Source organism: Streptomyces sp. NPDC006261 (assembly GCF_040613515.1).
Lineage (GTDB): Bacteria > Actinomycetota > Actinomycetes > Streptomycetales > Streptomycetaceae > Streptomyces.
Window position 1 is genome coordinate 91,611 of record NZ_JBEXSI010000009.1, and the last position, 18,231, is coordinate 109,841.

Here is an 18,231-nt window from a genome sequence, read left to right on the forward strand (position 1 = left end):
GAGTGTCCTGGGATGGGTTCCGGAAGGGGGACGGGGACGCGGATAGCGGGGCCTGGGCGCTGCGGGCCGCTCGCGTCAGCTGGTGCGGCGGCCGTTCTGACCCGCCACCGGCGTCAGCTCGTGCGGCCCTTCGCGTCGAACGCCTTCATCCGGTCGAGGACCCCGTCGGCGGTCGGGTGCATCATCTGGTCGACGACCGCGCCGTCCGCGAGGAAGATCACCCGGTCCGCGTAGGAGGCGGCCACCGGGTCGTGGGTCACCATCACCACGGTCTGGCCCAGCTCGCGCACCGAGTTGCGCAGGAAGCCCAGGACCTCGGCGCCGGAGCGGGAGTCCAGGTTTCCGGTCGGCTCGTCACCGAAGATGATCGCGGGCTGCGAGGCCAGGGCACGGGCCACGGCGACACGCTGCTGCTGGCCGCCGGAGAGCTCGGTGGGCCGGTGCTTCAGCCGGTCCGAGAGCCCCACCATGTCGATGACCTTCTGGAGCCACGCGGCGTCGGGCTTCCGGCCCGCGATGTCCATCGGCAGGGTGATGTTCTCCAGCGCGGTGAGTGTCGGCAGCAGGTTGAAGGCCTGGAAGATGAAGCCGATCTTGTCCCGGCGCAACTGCGTGAGCTGCTTGTCCTTCAGCGTGGACAGCTCGGTGTCGCCGATGCGCACCGAACCGCTGCTGAAGCTGTCGAGACCGGCCACGCAGTGCATCAGCGTCGACTTGCCGGAGCCCGAGGGGCCCATGATCGCCGTGAACTCTCCCTGCGGGAAGTCCACGGTCACCCGGTCCAGGGCGACGACCTGTGTCTCCCCCTCGCCGTAGACCTTCGACAGCTCCGTGGCGCGGGCAGCCACCGCGGTGGCGCGGTGAACGGTGGGAGTGGTGGTCACAGGGACGCTCCTGGTTCGGGTGATGCGGATGCATACGGGGGTGACGCGGCCCGCGCTGACGGCGGTGCCTTGGGGACTACTCCATCGTCACGTCCCGATCGCCCCGAGTCGTCACTCCCGATGCCCGTTCCCGTGGCCCTCTTGAGTCGCATCACAAGGGTGAAGCCGTCCTCCTCGGGTATGACACCGACCCCGACGCTTCCTCCGAGGGGCGGCCCTGTGACTCAGGGTGACCGCTGCCCTCCGGCGGCGATGACGTCCCCGCACCCAGAACGGGGGCCGCTCCCGACGCCCCGGATCCCGAGGGTGGCGCACCCCCTGGCGAGGCATGGCGCGCACCTGGCGCATTGGGCCGTACGAGTGCGGCGACTTTCCGTCAATCCCGCAGGGGGTCCTGTCGGCCGGGATCCGGTGCGGGCGCGTGGTGAGGCCGCGCGAAAGTGCTGACGGTCCCTCAAGCGGTCAATAAAATAGGACAACATCGCGCCACTGTTCCGCTGATCGGGGGACGCCCCCGGATAGGGTCAGTTGCCAACGCGGAGCCGCGCGGCACGCCCGGATGGTGGAACGTAGACACGGCGAGCTTAAACCTCGCTGCCCCTCGGGGGCGTGCCGGTTCGAGTCCGGCTCCGGGCACCACGCACAGTACGGAGCGTGACCCGGACGGTCCTCCCCGTAGCCCCTGAGCGGACAGATCTCCGGATCCTGCCCGCACAGGCCTCGCCGTCACCTGCGGACGACGGTGACAAAGATCCTCCTCCGGCATCGGGTGCTTCTTTTGCCTACCCATTACTCTTGTCGCAAGGCCGCGCAGTGTGGCCATGGAGGAGTGAGATGAGGAGCAGCAACCCGGTCTTCTCGCGACGGGGGTTCAGCCGCGACAACGGCCACGCGGGCTTCAACGCGGCGCCGCAGGCCGGGGCCGCCGCGACGGGGGCCAACCCGTTCGCGCAGGGCACCGCCGCAAACCCGTACGCCACCAACCCCTACGCCCAGCAGGGCACCCAGCCCGGTGCTCCGGCGCCGGCGCGCACCGACGCGATGACCATCGACGACGTGGTGACGCGTACGGCGATGACGCTCGGTCTGGTCGTCGTGGCCGCCGCCATCGCCTGGTGGGTCATGCCGGTCGACCAGGCGAACGTCAGCACCGCCATCGGCGTTGCCATCGGTGCCGCGATCATCGGCTTCGTGCTGTCGCTGGTGAACTCGTTCAAGCGCCGGCCCTCGCCGCCGCTGATCTTGACGTACGCGGCGTTCGAGGGTGTCTTCCTCGGCATCGTCAGCAACATCGTCAGTGTCTACGTCGCCCCCGGCGCCGCGATGCAGGCGGTGCTCGGCACGATGGCGGTCTTCGCCGGTGTGCTGATCGCCTACCGCACCGGTCTGATCCGGGTCACGCGCCGTTTCTACGGCTTCGTGATGGCCGCCGCCATCGGCTTCATGCTGCTGATGATGGTCAACCTGCTGTTCGCAGTGTTCGGCGGCGGCGACGGCCTCGGCTTCCGCAGCGGCGCCCTCGGTGTCGTCTTCGGCATCGTGGCCATCGTGATCGGCGCGTGCATTCTCGCCCTCAACTTCAAGCAGGTCGAGGACGGCATCGCGTACGGCGCTCCGCGCGAGGAGGCGTGGCTGGCCGCCTTCGGCCTCACCGTGACCCTGGTGTGGATCTACATCGAGATGCTGCGCCTGGTCGCCATCCTCAGCGGCGACGACTGACCGGTGACGCACCGGTGAGGTGAGCTGGGAAGCACCACGGAAGGGCCCGCAGGCGCGATGCCTGCGGGCCCTTCCGTGTGCGGGGTGTCACGGGCGGAGCGGCCTGCGACTCCGACGCGGTGCGCGTTGCTGTTCCGTCCCGGCACCGTGCCCGAGCGTCCGGCCGTTGGCAACCATGCGGAAGGGGCGCGTAGGGTCGTGCGCGTGCTCGATACGACGCCTCTGATCCTGGCCGTGGACCGTTTCGCCGACCGGCTGCGCTCCGCCCCGCAGAGCCGCCTCCAGCGCGGTGCGGCCGCCGAGGCGCTGGCCGCCGCCCGCGAACTCGCCGTACGCTCCCAGCGCTTCGAGAGCCCCGGAACGGAGCCGCGGGTGCTGCCGGACGCGGGGATGTTCGCCGTGGGCGACCAACTCGCCGTCGCCGGGCGGGATCTGGCCGTGGCACTGATGACGGCCCCGCCCGGGGAGCTGGACGAGGCCGTGCGGTACGTGGAGGAAGCGGCGGCGCGGGCGTTCGCGTAGCCGGGCCCGCGCCCGGGAGACCGTGACGGTCCGGTCGGAACGAGGCGCAGCTCGGAACGAGGCGCAGGTCAGAACGAGGCGATGACGCGGTCCGCCAGGATGTAGACGTTGTCCTCGCCGCAGGAGAAGGTCAGCGCGTAGGCGCCGGAGACACCCGAACCGCCCAGCAGCACCGGCTGCCGGCCCGCCCGCAGCGCGTCCGCGAGCCGCTCGGCCGTCTCGCGGTGGCCGGGGGTCATGCAGAGCGTGGTGCCGTCGGCGAAGACGTACACATCGAGCGTGCCCAGCGGTCCCGGCCGCACATCGGTGAGCTCGGTGGCCAGGTCGGCCAGCTCCTCCAGGCGGCTCACGGTGCGCTCGTGGTCGGTGACCACCGGCGTCTGTACGGGGACGAAGTCCGGGTGCGAGGGGTGGCGGCGGCGAGCCGCGGCCAGCTCGGGGGAGTCCTCGGGGTGGTCCGCGATCTCCGGAAGGTCCATGAACTCACCGGCGAACTCACCGGCCTCGTGCTCCGCCAGCGTCCGCTCGCTCAGCTCCGCCAGCTCCTCCATCGCCTCGGCCGATTCGAGGTCCAGCGACTCCAGGCCCGCGAAGTCGGCCTGGCGCGGAAGGTAGAACGGGGCGTCCTCACCGAGCACGGGCATCCCGCCCAGCAGGGACGGGGCGTCCGCCGCGTCGCGGGCCTCCTGGGCTGCCCAGAAGGCACGCGCCTCGGCCAGCTCGCGCTCGCGCTCCTCGGCCAGCGCCTCGGCCACGGCCGCGCGTATCTCCTCGGGGGGAGTGGCGGCACTACGGCTCTGCGGTGGCACCGACGCACCGGGGGCCCGGCCCTCGGCCAGCTCCGTGCGCAGGCCCGCGACCTGCTTGCGCAGCCCGTGAGCGGCATGCAGCGCGGCGGCGCCGACGGCCGTGGCAGCGGCGGTGGTCAGCAACAGGGCAAATGACATGGCGCTCACTGACAACTCCCGGTTTCAATCGATACCCCCGACTTCCTACATCAGCTTGGCCTGTACCCGTACCGGCTGTCAGTGCATTACGTCACGAAATGGACAGGTCTTTCGGTCCTGGGTTTACCCCCATATCTGCTGTGACCTGGGAAAACGACTCTCCCCCGGGACGCAGATCACATCCTGGGGGAGATTCGGTCACGGTCGGGGCTCGGTGGGATTCGGGCACCCCGCGGTGAGGGAGGCCATGCGGCGCGTGAGCAAGCCCAGGCCGTGGAGGCTCAGCTCAAGGTCCTAGCTCAGGCGCTCGATCACCATCGCCATGCCCTGGCCGCCGCCCACGCACATCGTCTCCAGGCCCCACTGCTTGTCGTGGAACTGGAGGCTGTTGATCAGCGTGCCGGTGATGCGGGCGCCCGTCATGCCGAAGGGGTGGCCGACCGCGATCGCGCCGCCGTTGACGTTGACCTTCTCCAGCGGCAGGCCGAGGTCCCGGTAGGAGGGGATGACCTGGGCGGCGAACGCCTCGTTCAGCTCGGCGAGGTCGATGTCGCCGATGGTGAGGCCGGCCCGCTTCAGCGCCTGCTTGCTGGCCTCGACCGGGCCGTAGCCCATGATCTCGGGGGAGAGGCCGGAGACGCCGGTGGAGACGATCCGGGCCAGGGGGGTCAGGCCCAGCTCGCGCGCCTTGGTGTCGGACATGATCACCAGGGCGGCTGCGCCGTCGTTGAGCGGGCAGCAGTTGCCCGCGGTGACCAGGCCGTCGGGGCGGAAGACCGGCTTGAGGCCCTGCACGCCCTCCAGCGTGACGCCGGCGCGCGGGCCGTCGTCCTTGGAGACGACCGTGCCGTCGGGGGTGGTGACCGGGGTGATCTCCCGCTCCCAGAAGCCGTTCTTCAGGGCTTCCTCGGCGAGGTTCTGCGACCGTACGCCGAACTCGTCCATGTCCTGACGGGTGACGCCCTTGGACCGGGCCAGGTTCTCCGCCGTCTGCCCCATCGAGATGTACGCGTCCGGGACGATGCCGTCCTCGCGCGGGTCGTGCCAGTCGGCGCCGGACTCCTCGGCGCGTGCGGCGGTGCGGGCCTCGGCCTCGGCGAAGAGCGGGTTGTGCGTGTCCGGGAGGCTGTCGGAGTTGCCCTTGGTGAAGCGGGACACCATCTCGACGCCCGCGGAGATGAAGACGTCACCCTCGCCCGCCTTGATCGCGTGCAGCGCCATCCGGCTGGTCTGCAGCGAGGAGGAGCAGTAGCGGGTGACCGTACAGCCGGGAAGGTGGTCCATCCCCATCTGAACAGCGATGATGCGGCCCAGGTTGTTGCCCTGCTCGCCCCCGGGCAGGCCGCAGCCCAGCATCAGGTCGTCGATGTCCTTCGGGTCCAGCTCGGGAACCTTGGCCAGCGCGGTCTGGATGATCGTGGCGGTCAGGTCGTCCGCGCGCAGGTCCTTGAGGGACCCCTTGAAGGCGCGGCCGATCGGCGAACGGGCGGCAGAGACGATCACGGCTTCGGGCATCACGCGGCTCCATGAGGGCTGGAAAGCAGGGTGGACGGGGGGAACTCCCTTGGAAGCTACCCGGGCGTATCGCCGGGGTCACCCGGCAGGCCGTGTGATGCGGGACTCTTTTCTAAGCGCTTGCTCAGCCCCCTGGCCTGCCGGGTCCTCCGGCCCGTTCAGGGCCGGGCCCGGCTGGTCCGGAACGTCCTATCTGTGCCCGTGCGCCGTGTCCGGGTGCGGATGGGGCGCCGCCGGTTCCGTTTCCGTGGAGGCGGGCAGACGCCGCCTCCTGCGGTGCTTGAGGAGAGCCCACGGCGCGCGGGCCCCCGTGACCTCCGTACCGGCCTCGCGGGCCGCCTGGGAGGCCGCCTTGGCCACCGGGAGGATGTCCTCGCGGCGCGAGCCGTCCAGCCGGTCCGACTCCGGCCACAGGCCCAGCACCGCGCAGAGCGTCGGCAGCACCGCCATCGCCGCCGTCGCGTACCCCTCGGCGGAGGGGTGGTAGTTGTCCGGCCCGAACAGCTCACGCGGGTTCGCCGCGAACTCCGGGCCCAGCAGGTCGCCCAGCGACACCGTGCGCCCGCCCTGCTCCACCGAGCCGATCGTCTGAGCCGCCGCCAGCTGCCTGCTCACCCGTCGGGCCAGCCACCGCAGCGGCTGGTAGACCGGCTCGATCGTGCCCAGGTCCGGGCAGGTCCCCACGACCACTTCCGCCCCCGCCGTCCGCAGTCTGCGCACGGCCGTCGTCAGACAGCGCACCGACTGGGTGGCGGGCATCCGGTGGGTGACGTCGTTCGCCCCGATCATGATCACGCAGACATCCGGGGTGCGGGCCGGGTCCGCCAGCAGCAGGGAGACCTGCCGCTCCAGATCGTCCGACCTCGCTCCCGGCAGGGCCACGTTCCGCAGGTCCACCGGCCGCTCGGCCACCGCCGCCAGCCCCGAGGCGAGCAGCGCCCCCGGGGTCTGCCCCGCCCGCCGCACCCCCTGGCCCGCGGCCGTCGAGTCCCCGAGCATCCCGAGCCGCAACGGATCGTTCGGGCCGGCGAACGCCACCCCGTACCGCCCGTCCGCGCTCGGCGGAACCGGTGCCGTGTTACCGCCCACCTGCCTCTTCGCGAGCTGGACCTCCGCCAGGAACACGCCGACGGCCGCCGCACCGATCAGTCCGATGCTGCCACCGCCGTAAGCCGCGCCCGCCGCGATCCGCCGTGCCACCCTTGCTCTCGACACAGTCCGGTCCACCTCCTTCTCGCCGTACCGCCCTACATGTACCTACCTGCCCCGTGAGGTGCGCCGCCCAATCGCACCGCGCGTCTCCGGGCCCGTACGCTCCGTATCCGGCCGCCTTTTTCGGCCTCCCTCTCCCGGGGCGGAGCCCGTACGTACGCATCGTCCGGCTCGTACGCATACTCTGGGCCGGACCATCTCGGAGATCCCGGAGTACACGGTGCAATTCCACGATTCGCTGATCACTCTTGTCGGCAACACCCCGCTGGTGAGGCTGCGCAACGTCACGGCAGGCATCCAGGCGACCGTCCTGGCCAAGGTCGAGTACTTCAACCCCGGCGGGTCGGTGAAGGACCGCATCGCCCTGCGCATGATCGAGGCGGCCGAGCAGAGCGGTGAGCTCAAGCCCGGCGGCACCATCGTCGAGCCGACCAGCGGCAACACGGGCGTCGGCCTCGCGATCGTCGCCCAGCAGAAGGGCTACAAGTGCATCTTCGTCTGCCCGGACAAGGTGTCCACGGACAAGATCAACGTGCTGCGCGCGTACGGGGCCGAGGTCGTCGTCTGCCCCAGCGCGGTTGACCCGGAGCACCCGGACTCGTACTACAACGTCTCCGACCGCCTCGTCACCGAGACGCCCGGGGCCTGGAAGCCGGACCAGTACTCCAACCCGAACAACCCGCGCTCGCACTACGAGACCACCGGTCCCGAGCTGTGGGAGCAGACGGAAGGGAAGATCACCCACTTCGTCGCGGGCGTCGGCACCGGCGGCACGATCACCGGCACCGGGCGCTACCTCAAGGAGATCAGCAACAGCGCCGTCCAGGTCATCGGCACCGACCCGGAGGGCTCGGTCTACTCCGGCGGCTCCGGCCGTCCGTACCTCGTCGAGGGCGTCGGCGAGGACTTCTGGCCCTCCGCCTACGACGCGAGCGTCACCGACGAGATCGTCGCGGTCTCCGACAAGGACACCTTCCAGATGACCCGCCGCCTCGCCAAGGAGGAGGGCCTGCTCGTCGGCGGCTCCTGCGGCATGGCGGTCGTCGGGGCCCTGGAGGTCGCCAAGCGGCTCGGCCCGGACGACGTCGTGGTGGTGCTGCTGCCCGACAGCGGCCGCGGCTACCTCAGCAAGATCTTCAACGACGAGTGGATGGCCGACTACGGCTTCCTGGAGGACACCAGCTCCTCCCCGCAGGTCAGCGCGGTGCTGAACTTCAAGGAGGGCCCGCTGCCCTCCCTCGTCCACATGCACCCGGACGAGACGGTCGGCCAGGCGATCGACGTCCTGCGCGAGTACGGCGTCTCACAGATGCCGATCGTGAAGCCGGGCGCCGGACACCCCGACGTGATGGCCGCCGAAGTCATCGGCTCCGTCGTGGAGCGGCAGCTGCTGGACGCCCTGTTCACCCAGCGCGCCTCGCTCGGCGACCCGCTGGAGAAGCACATGTCGGCCCCGCTGCCGCAGGTGGGCTCGGGTGAGCCGGTCGAGGACCTGATGGCCGCGCTCAGTGGTGCCGATGGTGCGGATGCGGCGATCGTCCTGGTCGAGGGCAAGCCCAAGGGCGTCGTGAGCAGGCAGGACGTGCTGGCGTTCCTCGCGAAGGACGCCGGGTCCGCGAAGGTCTGACCGGCCGGACCGGGGCTTCGCGAAAACGGTACGAGCGCGTCACGTCCGCGCAGCACCCGCTTAATACGGCTGCGGCACATTGGTGGGTGCCGGCAGGGAGACCCGCCGGCACCCAGAACGGCGACACCGGACTACGGAGCGGCTCCCGGACCTCCACCGTCGCCCGGACGCGGGCATCCGGCCCTGACCCGGACCGCGTCCTTCGCGGGGACCGCCGTCGTCCCGCCCCCCGGGCCACCGGGGGTGCGGCGGCCCCCGCGACATGCCTCGCGCGGCCGGGCCCTTCGCGGGCCCGGCCGCGCGGTCGTTCCAGGCTGCGTCACCTACGCGGCGACGTCACCCGGTCACTCCCGCCACTCCGAGGCCGGGGCCGCGCGCCGCTCCCGCTGCCGGAACAGGCCCCCGCTGCGCGCCGCGTGGACCGCGTTCACCCCGACGATCCCCAGCCAGGTCGCCACCAGGCCCTCGATGCCGGCGTTGACGACCCCGATCGCGGAGAGCGGGACGGCCAGCACGAGCGAGACGACCCCGAACCCGAACCGCTCCCCCAAGCCGGGTGGTGCCCCGGCCGCGGACGGCGGCCGTACGGAGCGGGGGTCCCGGGCGGCCGTCACCTGCTGCTCGGCGAGGTGGCGCCGGACCCGGCGGTCCATGGTGGCGTCGAGGCGCTGCTCGACCTTCTCCAGGAACGAGTCGATGAGCGCGGACTCGTACTCCGGCCCCAGCTCGCCGCGCGCCTGCAGGGTGGCGGCGAGCTCCTTCTCGATCTCGTGGTCACGGGCTTCCATACCCGTTCACGTTACGAGCGGCGGCGGGACGGAGCACGGGGGCTAACCCCCGTATATCCCGGCCGGGAGGCCGCCCGTCCACCCGCTGCATATGGACATGCAGGAGCCTTCCTGGCTGAATGGATCCGTCGGCGCCGACCGTGGCGCGACGCCGGTCGTGGCGCGACGGGTCCAGCGAGGATCCAGCAAGGGGACAGCATGAGTGGGAGCAGCCCCGCCGCGCGGTTGCAGCAGCTCTTCGAGGGGCACCGGCTCACGCCCACCCAGCGGCGCATCGCGCACTGCATGGTCCGCCGGGCGGCCGACGCGCCGTTCCTCTCCAGCGTCGAGCTGGCCGAGCTCGCCGGGGTCAGCCAGCCCTCCGTCACCCGCTTCGCCGTCGCCCTCGGCTTCGACGGCTACCCGGCGCTCCGCCGCCACCTGCGCGAGGTCGCGCCCGCCGACGCGGAGCAGGAGGAGGCGGGGGAGACGTACAACGAGTACCAGCAGGCCGTCCGCGCCGAGATCGAGAACCTCCAGCACCTCTCGGACCTCCTCGCCGACCCCGGGCCCGTGGAGCGGGCGGGCCGCCTGCTGGCCGGGTCCCGGCCGCTGCCCGTGCTGGGGCTGCGCGCGGCCTCCTCGCAGGCGCGCGGGTTCGGCTACTTCGCCGCCAAGGTGCACCCCGACGTACGCGTCCTCGACGAGGGCGGCTCCATGCTCCTGGACCGGATCGACTCCGCCCGCCGGGCAGGAGCCACCGCCCTGATGTGCTTCGCGCTGCCGCGCCACCCCAGGGAGTGCGTGCAGGCGCTGGCGTACGCCGGGGAGCAGGGGCTCACCGTCGTCACCGTCGCCGACTCCGCCTTCGCGCCCGTCGCCAAGCACAGCGACCTGCTCCTCCCGGCGGCCATCGGCTCCGGTCTCTCCTTCGACACCGTCTGCGCGCCGATGCTGCTGGGGCGGGTGCTGCTGGAGGCGATGTGCGACGAACTGCCCGACGCCCAGGCTCGGCTGGAGGAGTTCGACGTACGGGCGGCGGCGCGGGGCCTCTTCGTGGAGTGAGGGCCCGCGACGCGGAGTCCGCCGATGTCGCGGATTCTCACGCGGCCCTCATCCGCGACCGCTAATCTCCGCGACCGGAACGACCGGCACAGGTACCGGCGGGCATGGAGCGAGAGGGGTACGGACGTGGGGCGCGGAGGACAGTCGCTGGCGAGAGTGGCCGTGATCGTGCGGGCCGGAGCGGCCCCGCTGTGGTGGGCCGGGCTGGTGGCCGCCGCCGCGGGAGCGTTCGTACCGGGGCTGACCGGGCGCCGGATCGGACTGCTGGCGGGGGCGGCGCTCTTCATCGTGACCGCCGCCGTCGTGGTCCTGGCGCGCGGCGGTCGGTACGCGGAGCTGGCGCGGGGGGCCACCCGGGCGGGGCGCGGTGACTTCCTCCAGGACCGGGCCGTGACCGTACGGGTGTGGCGGCGCGGGCACCGGTGGTGGCTGCTGGGCGCGTTCGTGGTGGCGGTGGTGTCCTCGTTCGCGCTGCCGGGCGCCGGCGGCCTGGTGCTCGCGGGCGCGGGGGCCGGCCTCTGGGCCAAGGCGGTGCGGATCGGGCAGCGGGAGCGGCGGGACGACGCCCTGTACTGGGTGCGCACCGATCGGGCCGGGCGCGGCAGCCCGGTCGCGAAGCGGGTGCGAGGGCACCGCACGACGGGGCCGGCGGCGGGGGACGCCGCGCCGGGAGGGGCGCGGCGTCGCCGCCGGTGAGGCCGGACCTCTGCGCATGTGGACCTGCGCGCGTCTGGACCTCCCCGCTCGAGGTCCGACCTCCAGAGACTCAGATCTCCAGCTCCGCCTCGATCTTCTTCAGCTGGTGGCGGGCCATCGCCAGGTTCGCCCGGCTCGCGTCCAGCACCAGGTAGAGGAAGAGGCCGTTGCTGCCCCGGGTCTTGAGCAGCCGGATCAGGTGGTACTGGGTGCCCAGCGTGATGAGGATGTCCTCGATCTCCTCCTTGAGCCCCAGGTGCTCCATGGTGCGGAGCTTGGCGCGGATCACGTCGGTGTTGCCCGCGGCGGCGACCTCCAGGTTGAAGTCCTTGCTGCCGCCGAGCGTGCCCAGGGCCATTCCGCTCGTGTAGTCGACGAGGGCGACACCCGTGGTGCCCTCGATCGAGCTCATCGCTTCCTTCAGTGACGCTTCGGTGTTCGCCATGGAGGCTCGTTTCCTTTCCGTGGCCGGTCGCGGCGACCGGGTCCGTTTCTGTGTGAGTGACGTGGGGTTCCGCGTGATGGCGTGAGTCCCGGTGGTCTGGGGCGTACGGGTGGGGGAGGCGGTTACGTGGGGCGCTGCGGGAGCGTGCGGTTGGGGGCGCCGCGCGCTGGGGCGGTGCGGGGCATGGGGGGCGTGCGCTCGGCGCGTTCCAGGGCGGTGTCGACGAGTTCGCCGATCCGGGCGCCCGCGCGGCGGCCTTCCAGGTGGAGCCGGCCGACGTTGATGCGGTCCTCGGCCAGCAGGGTCAGGACGGCGGAGGAGCCGGCGGCGTAGGTGGCGATGTAGCCGCTCTCGCCGCGGACCAGGAGCTCCCGGAAGCCGCCGCGGCCGGTGGCCTCCGTCATCCGGATCGAGACGCCGAGCGCGGCGGCGGTGAGGGCGGCGACGCCCTCGGCCTCGATGCCCGGGGTGTCGTGGGCGAGGACCAGTCCGTCGGTGGAGGCGGCCAGTGCCCCGGCGAGGAGGGGGACCCGGGCCCGTAACCGCTGGAGCTCGTCGAGGACACCGCGCGTCTCGGCCTCGGGAACCATCAGCTGTCTCCTCCCGGCACGCTGTCTGAGCGCGCGTATCACAGGGCCTCCAATGCGTCTCGGAGCCGGCGCAGCAGGGCGATATCGGGGTCGGCCGTCACCTCTGGGAGCGTGATCCGGCCGTGTGGCGAGGCGGCGGCGGGCAATGGCTGCGCGCGGACCGGCTCCACCAGGCCGGCCGCGGCGAGCCGCCGCAGGTCGACCAGGATGTGGAATGCCGAACGGCCCAGTGCCTGGGCGATGTCCGAGGCCGTACGCCCGCCGTCGGCCAGCTCCAGGACGGCGCGCTGGCGGGCGGGTACGGGGCTGTCGCCCGGGTGCGCCGGCGCCCGGACGACCGGGGCGCTGTCGCAGGCGGCGTCGGGCCAGATCCGGTCCAGCAGCTCCCGTCTGCGCAGCGTCTCGCGCTGGACGGCGGCCACCGGGACCGGGCGCACCGGACCGATCCAGTGGGACACCCCGTAACGGAAGCGGGCGGGTGTCCCGGTCGGGGCGAGGGCGAAGAACGCGGCGTCGTACAGCGCGCCCAGGTGACACAACTCCAGTGCCCCGCCCGGCACATGACCGCTGTCCACTAGATAGCGGCCGACCCGCTGTCCGGCCCCGGCCTGCGCCACCGCGTCCCACCAGCCCTCGTGCCGCAGCGTGCCGCCGGTGGTGAGGAGGACGTCGATGCCGGGGGTGGCGGGGCTCTCGGCGTGCACCACCTGGCCGTCGGCGAGGTAGAGCGTGCCCCGGTCGCGCATCAGGGCACCGGTGGCCCGTTCGGCGGCGAGGCGCTGGAGCATCGGGGAGAGGACCGGGAGCCGGTCCGTCTCCGGGGCGCCGCGGTCGGCGGCTATCGCGCTCATGCCAGCACCAGCCGCTCGGCCAGCTCGCCCAGACGCAACCGGGCCATCGCGAGGTTGCCCTCGGAGCGGCTCAGCCAGAGATGGAGGAAGACGCTGCTGTCGAAAGCCGTCTCGACGAAGCGGAGCATGTGGTAACCGTCTTGGGTGGTGACGATGACGTCCTCGACGGGGGTGCTCGGCGCTTCCCCGGAGCGTTCGGTTCCGCCTCCTGGAGCGAGGCGGGCGAAGGCGGGCTGTTCGGCGGTCATCCGGGCGACCTCCGCCGTCTCGGCCGCCGTCGCCTCGTGGTCGCCGTTGGGGGACTCGCCGATGGTGCCGAGCGCGAGGCCGCTCGTCCAGTCGACCACCGAGGCGCCCCGGGCGCCGGGCAGCCTCATGACTTCGAGCAGGCACTCGTCGATTCCGGGCACGCGGATTCCCCTCCCGACGCGGCGTACGGCTGTGACCCTGAGGCTACGCAACGTGCTCAGGGCAGGGGGAGGTTCTGGCATTTTCCTTTGGTACATGCGCCGAGGGGTGTAAAGGAGCGGCTCGATTCCATTGGCCGGGACGCGAGGTGACGTTCCGTCGGCCCTCCACGGTGCCCGACTTCTCGCGGGCCGTCATCACCGCCTTGTCCACCGCGCACGGCCCGATGCCGATCAGCGGCAGGATCCCGGCGCGTACGTACACCTCGGTGCCCCGGCCGTCGAGCGGGCTCGCCAGGGCCGGCCCGTCGGCACCTTGTCCGTCCCGGGCGGCGGCACGCGCGTCGGTCATGCCGTAGCAGAGCCGCGAGGCCGTCACGAGGTCGATCGGCGCCGAGTCGGTGCCGTGAACAGGGCGACCGGCGCGCAGGGTTTCGGCGGAAAACCGACGCCGGGTGCGGGTGTGCCGGGCGTGCTCGTCGGTGCCTCGGGACGGGCGTGCGACGGGACGGGAGACGCTTTCCCGGGCGTGCCGCGAACCGCGCCTGTTGACTACGACTATTCAGCGCCTCAGGATGTGAATAGATGTTCACCGTCGCGAGGAGGCACCGCCATGTCAGGACCCCGCCCCGTACGAGCGCCGCGCGGCAGCGCCCTCAGCACCCTGGGATGGCAGCAGGAAGCCGCCCTGCGCATGCTCCAGAACAACCTGGACCCCGAGGTCGCCGAGCACCCCGACAAGCTCGTCGTCTACGGCGGCACGGGCAAGGCGGCCCGCGACTGGCGCTCGTTCGACGCGATGGTCCGGACCCTCCAGACGCTCAAGCAGGACGAGACGATGCTCGTCCAGTCCGGGCGGCCGGTCGGCGTCATGCAGACCCACGAGTGGGCGCCGCGCGTCCTGATCGCCAACTCCAACCTGGTCGGTGACTGGGCCAACTGGGAGGAGTTCCGCCGCCTGGAGGCGCTCGGCCTCACCATGTACGGCCAGATGACCGCCGGGTCCTGGATCTACATCGGCACCCAGGGCATCCTCCAGGGCACCTACGAGACCTTCGCCGCCGTCGCCGCGAAGAAGTTCGGCGGCACCCTGGCCGGGACGATCACGCTGACCGCCGGGCTCGGTGGCATGGGCGGCGCCCAGCCGCTCGCCGTCACCATGAACGACGGCGTCGCCATCTGTATCGACTGCGACCCGCGCGCCATCGAGCGCCGCATCGAGCACCGCTTCCTGGACGTCAAGGCGGACAACCTGGAGCACGCGCTCCAGCTCGCCGTCGAGGCCCGCGACGCCCGCCGCCCGCTCTCCATCGGCCTCCTCGGCAACGCGGCGGAACTGCTGCCCCGGATGCTCGCCGAGGGCGCGCCGGTCGACATCGTCACCGACCAGACCAGCGCCCATGACCCGCTGGCCTACCTCCCGCTCGGCGTCGACTTCGACGAGATGGCCACCCTCGCCGCCGAGAAGCCCGCCGACTTCACCCAGCGCGCCCGCGAGTCGATGGCCCGCCACGTCGAGGCCATGGTCGGCTTCATGGACGCCGGGGCCGAGGTCTTCGACTACGGCAACTCCATCCGCGGCGAGGCCCAGCTCGCCGGATACGACCGGGCCTTCGACTTCCCCGGCTTCGTTCCCGCCTACATCCGGCCCCTCTTCTGCGAGGGCAAGGGCCCCTTCCGCTGGGCCGCCCTGTCCGGCGAGGCGTCCGACATCCACAAGACCGACCGGGCGATGCTGGAGCTCTTCCCGGAGAACGAGTCCCTGCACCGCTGGATCAAGATGGCCGGCGAACGCGTCCACTTCCAGGGCCTGCCCGCCCGCATCTGCTGGCTCGGCTACGGCGAGCGCGACAAGGCCGGCGAACGCTTCAACGACATGGTGGCGAGCGGCGAACTGGCCGCCCCGCTGGCCATCGGCCGCGACCACCTGGACTGCGGCTCGGTCGCCTCCCCGTACCGCGAGACCGAGGCCATGCTCGACGGCTCCGACGCCATCGCCGACTGGCCGCTCCTCAACGCCATGGTCAACGTCGCCTCCGGTGCCTCCTGGGTCTCCCTCCACCACGGCGGCGGTGTCGGCATGGGCCGCTCCATCCACGCGGGCCAGGTCACCGTCGCGGACGGCACCGAGCTCGCGGGCGAGAAGATCCGCCGCGTCCTGACGAACGACCCCGGCATGGGCGTCATCCGCCACGTCGACGCCGGCTACGACATCGCGGAGTCCGTCGCCACGGACAAGGGCGTACGCGTCCCGATGGCGGAGGGCAACTGATGCCTACGGGCGCATCCGCCGCCTCCTCCGGCGCCCGGGAGCAGTGGCGTACGGGTGACTCCTTCCTCTCCATGTGGCGCGAGCTGGCCCCCGTCGGCCGCCACCCCGGCAGCGGCGGCTACCGGCGGTACGCCTGGTCGGCGGCGGACCTCGACTGCCGGGCCTGGTTCCGTACGCAGGCCGAGGCGCGGGGCCTCACCTACGAGAGGGACCGCAACGGCAACCAGTGGGCCTGGCTCGGCGACCCCCTGGCCGGCGACGCCGTCGTCACCGGCTCGCACCTGGACTCCGTACCGGACGGCGGCGCCTTCGACGGGCCGCTGGGCGTGGTCTCCTCCTTCGCCGCGCTCGACGAACTCCGAAGCCGGGGCGCCGTGTTCACCCGCCCCCTGGCGATCACCAACTTCGGTGACGAGGAGGGCGCCCGCTTCGGTCTCGCCTGTGTCGGATCCCGGCTCGCCGCCGGACAGCTCACCGTCGCCGACGCCCACCGCCTCCGGGACGCGGAAGGGACGACCCTGCCCGCCGCCATGGAGTCGGCCGGATACGACCCCGGGGCCATCGGCCCCGACCCGGAACGGCTCGCCCGTATCGGCGCGTTCGTCGAACTCCACGTCGAGCAGGGCCGCGCCTTGGACCTGACCGGCGACCCCGTCGGCATCGCCTCCGCCATCTGGCCGCACGGCCGCTGGCGCTTCGACTTCCGGGGCGAGGCCAACCACGCGGGCACCACCCGCCTGGCCGACCGCCGCGACCCGATGCTCACGTACGCCGAGACCGTGCTCGCCGCCCGCCGCGAGGCCGAACTCACCGGCGCCCTCGCCACCTTCGGCAAGATCGCGGTCGAGCCCAACGGGGTCAACGCCATCCCCTCCCTCGTCCGTGGCTGGCTGGACTCCCGCGCGGCCGACCAGGCCACCCTGGACGCCGTCGTCACCGGTATCGAGCGTGCCGCCCGTGAGTACGCCGAACGGGCCGGGATCGACCTCGATGTCGTACGGGAGTCCTTCACTCCCGTGGTCGAGTTCGAGCACGCCCTGCGCGACGAACTCGCCAAGATCCTGGGGGGGAGCGGCGACACGGGGCGCCCGGTCCCCGTCCTCGGCACCGGCGCGGGCCATGATGCGGGTATTTTGTCCGCTTCGGTGCCCACCGCCATGCTCTTCGTACGGAACCCCACCGGAATCTCGCACTCTCCGGCCGAACACGCCGCCGAGGACGACTGCACGGCCGGGGTGCGGGCACTCGCCGACGTACTGGAAGGTCTCGCGTGCAGCTGACAACCCGGGCGGCGGGCGGGCCCGTCACCGCCACGTACTGGATGGACCACGCCTGGCTCGGGACCCATGTCGAGCCCGACGTCACCGTGGAGGTCGCCGACGGCCGCATCGCCGGGGTCAGGACCGGGGCCCGGACGCCCCCGCCCGGCGCCACGGTGCTGCAGGGGCTGACCCTCCCCGGCCTGGCCAACGCCCACTCCCACGCCTTCCACCGGGCCCTGCGGGCCACGGCCCAGGTGGGCTCCGGCACCTTCTGGACCTGGCGCGAGCTGATGTACCAGGTGGCCTCCCGGCTCACCCCGGACACCTACTTCGACCTGGCCCGCGCCACGTACGCCGAAATGGCCCTGGCCGGCATCACCTCCGTCGGCGAATTCCACTACCTGCACCACGCGCCCGGCGGCACGCCCTACGCCAACCCCAACGCCATGGGCGAGGCGCTGATCGCGGCGGCGGCCGAGGCGGGGATCCGGATCACCCTGCTGGACACCGCCTACCTGGCCGCCGGATTCGGCGAGAAGCCCAACCGGCACCAGCTGCGCTTCTCCGACATCACCGCCGACGCCTGGGCCGAGCGCGCCTCCCTCCTCAAGGGTGACGACCACACCCTGATCGGCGCGGCCATCCACTCCGTCCGCGCGGTCCCGGCCGACCAGCTGGCCACCGTCGCCGCGTGGGCCGAGGAGCGGGGCGCCCCCCTCCACGTCCACCTCTCCGAGCAGACGGCGGAGAACGACGCCTGCCGGGCCGCCCACGGCCGCACCCCCACCCGGCTGCTGGCCGACCACGGCGTCCTCGGCCCGCGCACCACCGGCATCCACAACACGCATCTGACGGAGGAGGACATCGCACTGCTCGGCTCCTCCGCCACCGGCACCTGCATGTGCCCCACCACCGAACGCGACCTCGCCGACGGCATCGGCCCCGCCGCCGCCCTCCAGAAGGCCGGCTCGCCGCTCTCGCTGGGCAGCGACAGCCACGCCGTCATCGACCTCTTCGAAGAGGCGCGCGCGATGGAGCTCAACGAGCGGCTGCGCACGCACATCCGGGGCCACTGGACGGCCGCCGCCCTGCTGAGGGCGGCCTCCGCCGACGGGCACGCCGCACTCGGCCGCCCCGACGCGGGCGTCGTCGAACCGGGCGCCCCCGCCGACCTGACGACCATCGCCCTGGACTCCGTCAGAACGGCGGGACCGGTGCCCCGGCTGGCAGCGGAGACCGCCGTATTCGCCGCCTCCGCCGCTGATGTGCGGCACACGGTCGTGGCAGGCCGCCACATCGTCCGCGACGGCCGCCACGCGCTGATCGAGGACGTGCCAGGAGGGCTCGCGGCGGCAGTAGCAGCCCTGCACCACTGACCCCGGACCCGCCCGGACGCGCAAGAGCTCCGCACTCCCCGGACCCCCCGGAACGCAAGGAGAACACTCTCCAG

18 protein-coding genes and 1 tRNA gene are annotated in these 18,231 nt (G+C 72.3%); 9 read left to right on the forward strand and 10 right to left on the reverse strand.

Translation table 11 applies throughout. The features are described from left to right. Positions 1 to 113: 113 nt before the first annotated feature. On the reverse strand, positions 114 to 884 hold the full coding sequence (locus tag ABZ154_RS07930) for an ABC transporter ATP-binding protein (protein WP_356830100.1): 771 nt from the start codon (positions 882 to 884) through the stop codon (positions 114 to 116). Positions 885 to 1,437: 553 nt separating this feature from the next. On the opposite strand from ABZ154_RS07930, the gene ABZ154_RS07935 reads away from it, so the two are divergent. The 3 genes from ABZ154_RS07935 (at position 1,438) to ABZ154_RS07945 (ending at position 3,125) form a co-directional block, all read left to right on the forward strand. Then, a tRNA-Leu gene (locus tag ABZ154_RS07935) sits at positions 1,438 to 1,523 on the forward strand. A 195-nt stretch (positions 1,524 to 1,718) separates the two neighbouring features. Then, positions 1,719 to 2,603 carry a Bax inhibitor-1/YccA family protein gene (locus tag ABZ154_RS07940; protein ID WP_356830102.1) on the forward strand — a complete coding sequence of 295 codons (885 nt, stop codon included), beginning with the start codon at positions 1,719 to 1,721 and terminating at the stop codon, positions 2,601 to 2,603. A 204-nt stretch (positions 2,604 to 2,807) separates the two neighbouring features. Continuing rightward, the gene (locus ABZ154_RS07945; protein ID WP_356830104.1) at positions 2,808 to 3,125 is read left to right on the forward strand and encodes a hypothetical protein; all 318 of its coding nucleotides are present in this window, start codon (positions 2,808 to 2,810) and stop codon (positions 3,123 to 3,125) included. A gap of 68 nt (positions 3,126 to 3,193) precedes the next feature. Here ABZ154_RS07945 and ABZ154_RS07950 read toward each other — a convergent pair whose 3' ends face one another. From ABZ154_RS07950 to ABZ154_RS07960, 3 genes are all read right to left on the reverse strand, one after another. Continuing rightward, positions 3,194 to 4,072: a hypothetical protein gene (locus ABZ154_RS07950; protein ID WP_237667073.1), complete on the reverse strand. Its 879-nt coding sequence runs from the start codon at positions 4,070 to 4,072 to the stop codon at positions 3,194 to 3,196. Positions 4,073 to 4,366: 294 nt separating this feature from the next. Further along, on the reverse strand, positions 4,367 to 5,587 hold the full coding sequence (locus ABZ154_RS07955) for an acetyl-CoA C-acetyltransferase (protein WP_151512393.1): 1,221 nt from the start codon (positions 5,585 to 5,587) through the stop codon (positions 4,367 to 4,369). Positions 5,588 to 5,776: 189 nt separating this feature from the next. Then, positions 5,777 to 6,787, reverse strand: coding sequence for an SGNH/GDSL hydrolase family protein (locus tag ABZ154_RS07960; RefSeq protein WP_356830214.1), 1,011 nt, complete (start codon positions 6,785 to 6,787; stop codon positions 5,777 to 5,779). A 232-nt stretch (positions 6,788 to 7,019) separates the two neighbouring features. Here ABZ154_RS07960 and ABZ154_RS07965 point away from each other — a divergent pair, with 232 nt between their 5' ends. Next, a complete protein-coding gene (locus ABZ154_RS07965; RefSeq protein ID WP_356830106.1) occupies positions 7,020 to 8,426 on the forward strand; it encodes a cystathionine beta-synthase in 1,407 nt (468 codons plus the stop codon). Between the two features lie 344 nt (positions 8,427 to 8,770). Here ABZ154_RS07965 and ABZ154_RS07970 read toward each other — a convergent pair whose 3' ends face one another. Next, positions 8,771 to 9,214, reverse strand: coding sequence for a hypothetical protein (locus tag ABZ154_RS07970; protein ID WP_356830108.1), 444 nt, complete (start codon positions 9,212 to 9,214; stop codon positions 8,771 to 8,773). 198 nt (positions 9,215 to 9,412) lie between these two features. On the opposite strand from ABZ154_RS07970, the gene ABZ154_RS07975 reads away from it, so the two are divergent. Together ABZ154_RS07975 and ABZ154_RS07980 are read left to right on the forward strand one after the other, a co-directional pair. Continuing rightward, positions 9,413 to 10,258, forward strand: a complete 846-nt coding sequence (locus tag ABZ154_RS07975; protein ID WP_356830110.1) for a MurR/RpiR family transcriptional regulator — start codon at positions 9,413 to 9,415, stop codon at positions 10,256 to 10,258. A gap of 156 nt (positions 10,259 to 10,414) precedes the next feature. After that, positions 10,415 to 10,954 carry a hypothetical protein gene (locus ABZ154_RS07980; protein WP_356830216.1) on the forward strand — a complete coding sequence of 180 codons (540 nt, stop codon included), beginning with the start codon at positions 10,415 to 10,417 and terminating at the stop codon, positions 10,952 to 10,954. Between the two features lie 70 nt (positions 10,955 to 11,024). On the opposite strand, the gene ABZ154_RS07985 is transcribed toward ABZ154_RS07980, so the two are convergent. From ABZ154_RS07985 to ABZ154_RS08005, 5 genes are all read right to left on the reverse strand, one after another. Beyond that, a complete protein-coding gene (locus ABZ154_RS07985; RefSeq protein ID WP_356830112.1) occupies positions 11,025 to 11,399 on the reverse strand; it encodes a hypothetical protein in 375 nt (124 codons plus the stop codon). A gap of 122 nt (positions 11,400 to 11,521) precedes the next feature. After that, on the reverse strand, positions 11,522 to 11,989 hold the full coding sequence (locus ABZ154_RS07990) for a roadblock/LC7 domain-containing protein (RefSeq protein WP_015608984.1): 468 nt from the start codon (positions 11,987 to 11,989) through the stop codon (positions 11,522 to 11,524). Positions 11,990 to 12,027: 38 nt separating this feature from the next. Continuing rightward, positions 12,028 to 12,840, reverse strand: coding sequence for a winged helix-turn-helix domain-containing protein (locus tag ABZ154_RS07995; RefSeq protein ID WP_356830114.1), 813 nt, complete (start codon positions 12,838 to 12,840; stop codon positions 12,028 to 12,030). Further along, the gene (locus ABZ154_RS08000) at positions 12,837 to 13,250 is read right to left on the reverse strand and encodes a hypothetical protein (protein ID WP_356830116.1); all 414 of its coding nucleotides are present in this window, start codon (positions 13,248 to 13,250) and stop codon (positions 12,837 to 12,839) included. Before ABZ154_RS08000 ends, ABZ154_RS07995 begins: the two co-directional genes overlap by 4 nt. 43 nt (positions 13,251 to 13,293) lie before the next feature. Beyond that, the gene (locus tag ABZ154_RS08005; RefSeq protein ID WP_356830118.1) at positions 13,294 to 13,626 is read right to left on the reverse strand and encodes a hypothetical protein; all 333 of its coding nucleotides are present in this window, start codon (positions 13,624 to 13,626) and stop codon (positions 13,294 to 13,296) included. A 234-nt stretch (positions 13,627 to 13,860) separates the two neighbouring features. On the opposite strand from ABZ154_RS08005, the gene hutU reads away from it, so the two are divergent. From hutU to ABZ154_RS08020, 3 genes are read left to right on the forward strand one after another with little or no spacing between them, the layout of a single operon-like run. Then, complete coding sequence (gene hutU, locus ABZ154_RS08010; RefSeq protein WP_356830120.1) at positions 13,861 to 15,519, forward strand: urocanate hydratase; 1,659 nt, start codon at positions 13,861 to 13,863, stop codon at positions 15,517 to 15,519. Continuing rightward, positions 15,519 to 16,799 (forward strand): allantoate amidohydrolase, encoded by a 1,281-nt coding sequence (locus ABZ154_RS08015; protein WP_356830122.1) that lies wholly within the window; start codon positions 15,519 to 15,521, stop codon positions 16,797 to 16,799. Before hutU ends, ABZ154_RS08015 begins: the two co-directional genes overlap by 1 nt. Beyond that, positions 16,790 to 18,157 carry a formimidoylglutamate deiminase gene (locus tag ABZ154_RS08020; protein WP_356830124.1) on the forward strand — a complete coding sequence of 456 codons (1,368 nt, stop codon included), beginning with the start codon at positions 16,790 to 16,792 and terminating at the stop codon, positions 18,155 to 18,157. The genes ABZ154_RS08015 and ABZ154_RS08020 overlap by 10 nt, the downstream gene beginning before the upstream one ends. Positions 18,158 to 18,231: the final 74 nt, after the last annotated feature.

What these genes read in the sequence shown, in the direction of transcription:
- ABZ154_RS07970 (WP_356830108.1), bottom strand. Translation starts at nt 9,214, where the DNA reads ATGGAAGCCCGTGACCACGAGATCGAGAAGGAGCTCGCCGCCACCCTG.
- ABZ154_RS07950 (WP_237667073.1), bottom strand. Translation starts at nt 4,072, where the DNA reads ATGTCATTTGCCCTGTTGCTGACCACCGCCGCTGCCACGGCCGTCGGC.
- ABZ154_RS07995 (WP_356830114.1), bottom strand. Translation starts at nt 12,840, where the DNA reads ATGAGCGCGATAGCCGCCGACCGCGGCGCCCCGGAGACGGACCGGCTC.
- ABZ154_RS07940 (WP_356830102.1), top strand. Translation starts at nt 1,719, where the DNA reads ATGAGGAGCAGCAACCCGGTCTTCTCGCGACGGGGGTTCAGCCGCGAC.
- ABZ154_RS07975 (WP_356830110.1), top strand. Translation starts at nt 9,413, where the DNA reads ATGAGTGGGAGCAGCCCCGCCGCGCGGTTGCAGCAGCTCTTCGAGGGG.
- ABZ154_RS08015 (WP_356830122.1), top strand. Translation starts at nt 15,519, where the DNA reads ATGCCTACGGGCGCATCCGCCGCCTCCTCCGGCGCCCGGGAGCAGTGG.
- ABZ154_RS07985 (WP_356830112.1), bottom strand. Translation starts at nt 11,399, where the DNA reads ATGGCGAACACCGAAGCGTCACTGAAGGAAGCGATGAGCTCGATCGAG.
- ABZ154_RS07955 (WP_151512393.1), bottom strand. Translation starts at nt 5,587, where the DNA reads ATGCCCGAAGCCGTGATCGTCTCTGCCGCCCGTTCGCCGATCGGCCGC.
- hutU (WP_356830120.1), top strand. Translation starts at nt 13,861, where the DNA reads ATGTCAGGACCCCGCCCCGTACGAGCGCCGCGCGGCAGCGCCCTCAGC.
- ABZ154_RS07990 (WP_015608984.1), bottom strand. Translation starts at nt 11,989, where the DNA reads ATGGTTCCCGAGGCCGAGACGCGCGGTGTCCTCGACGAGCTCCAGCGG.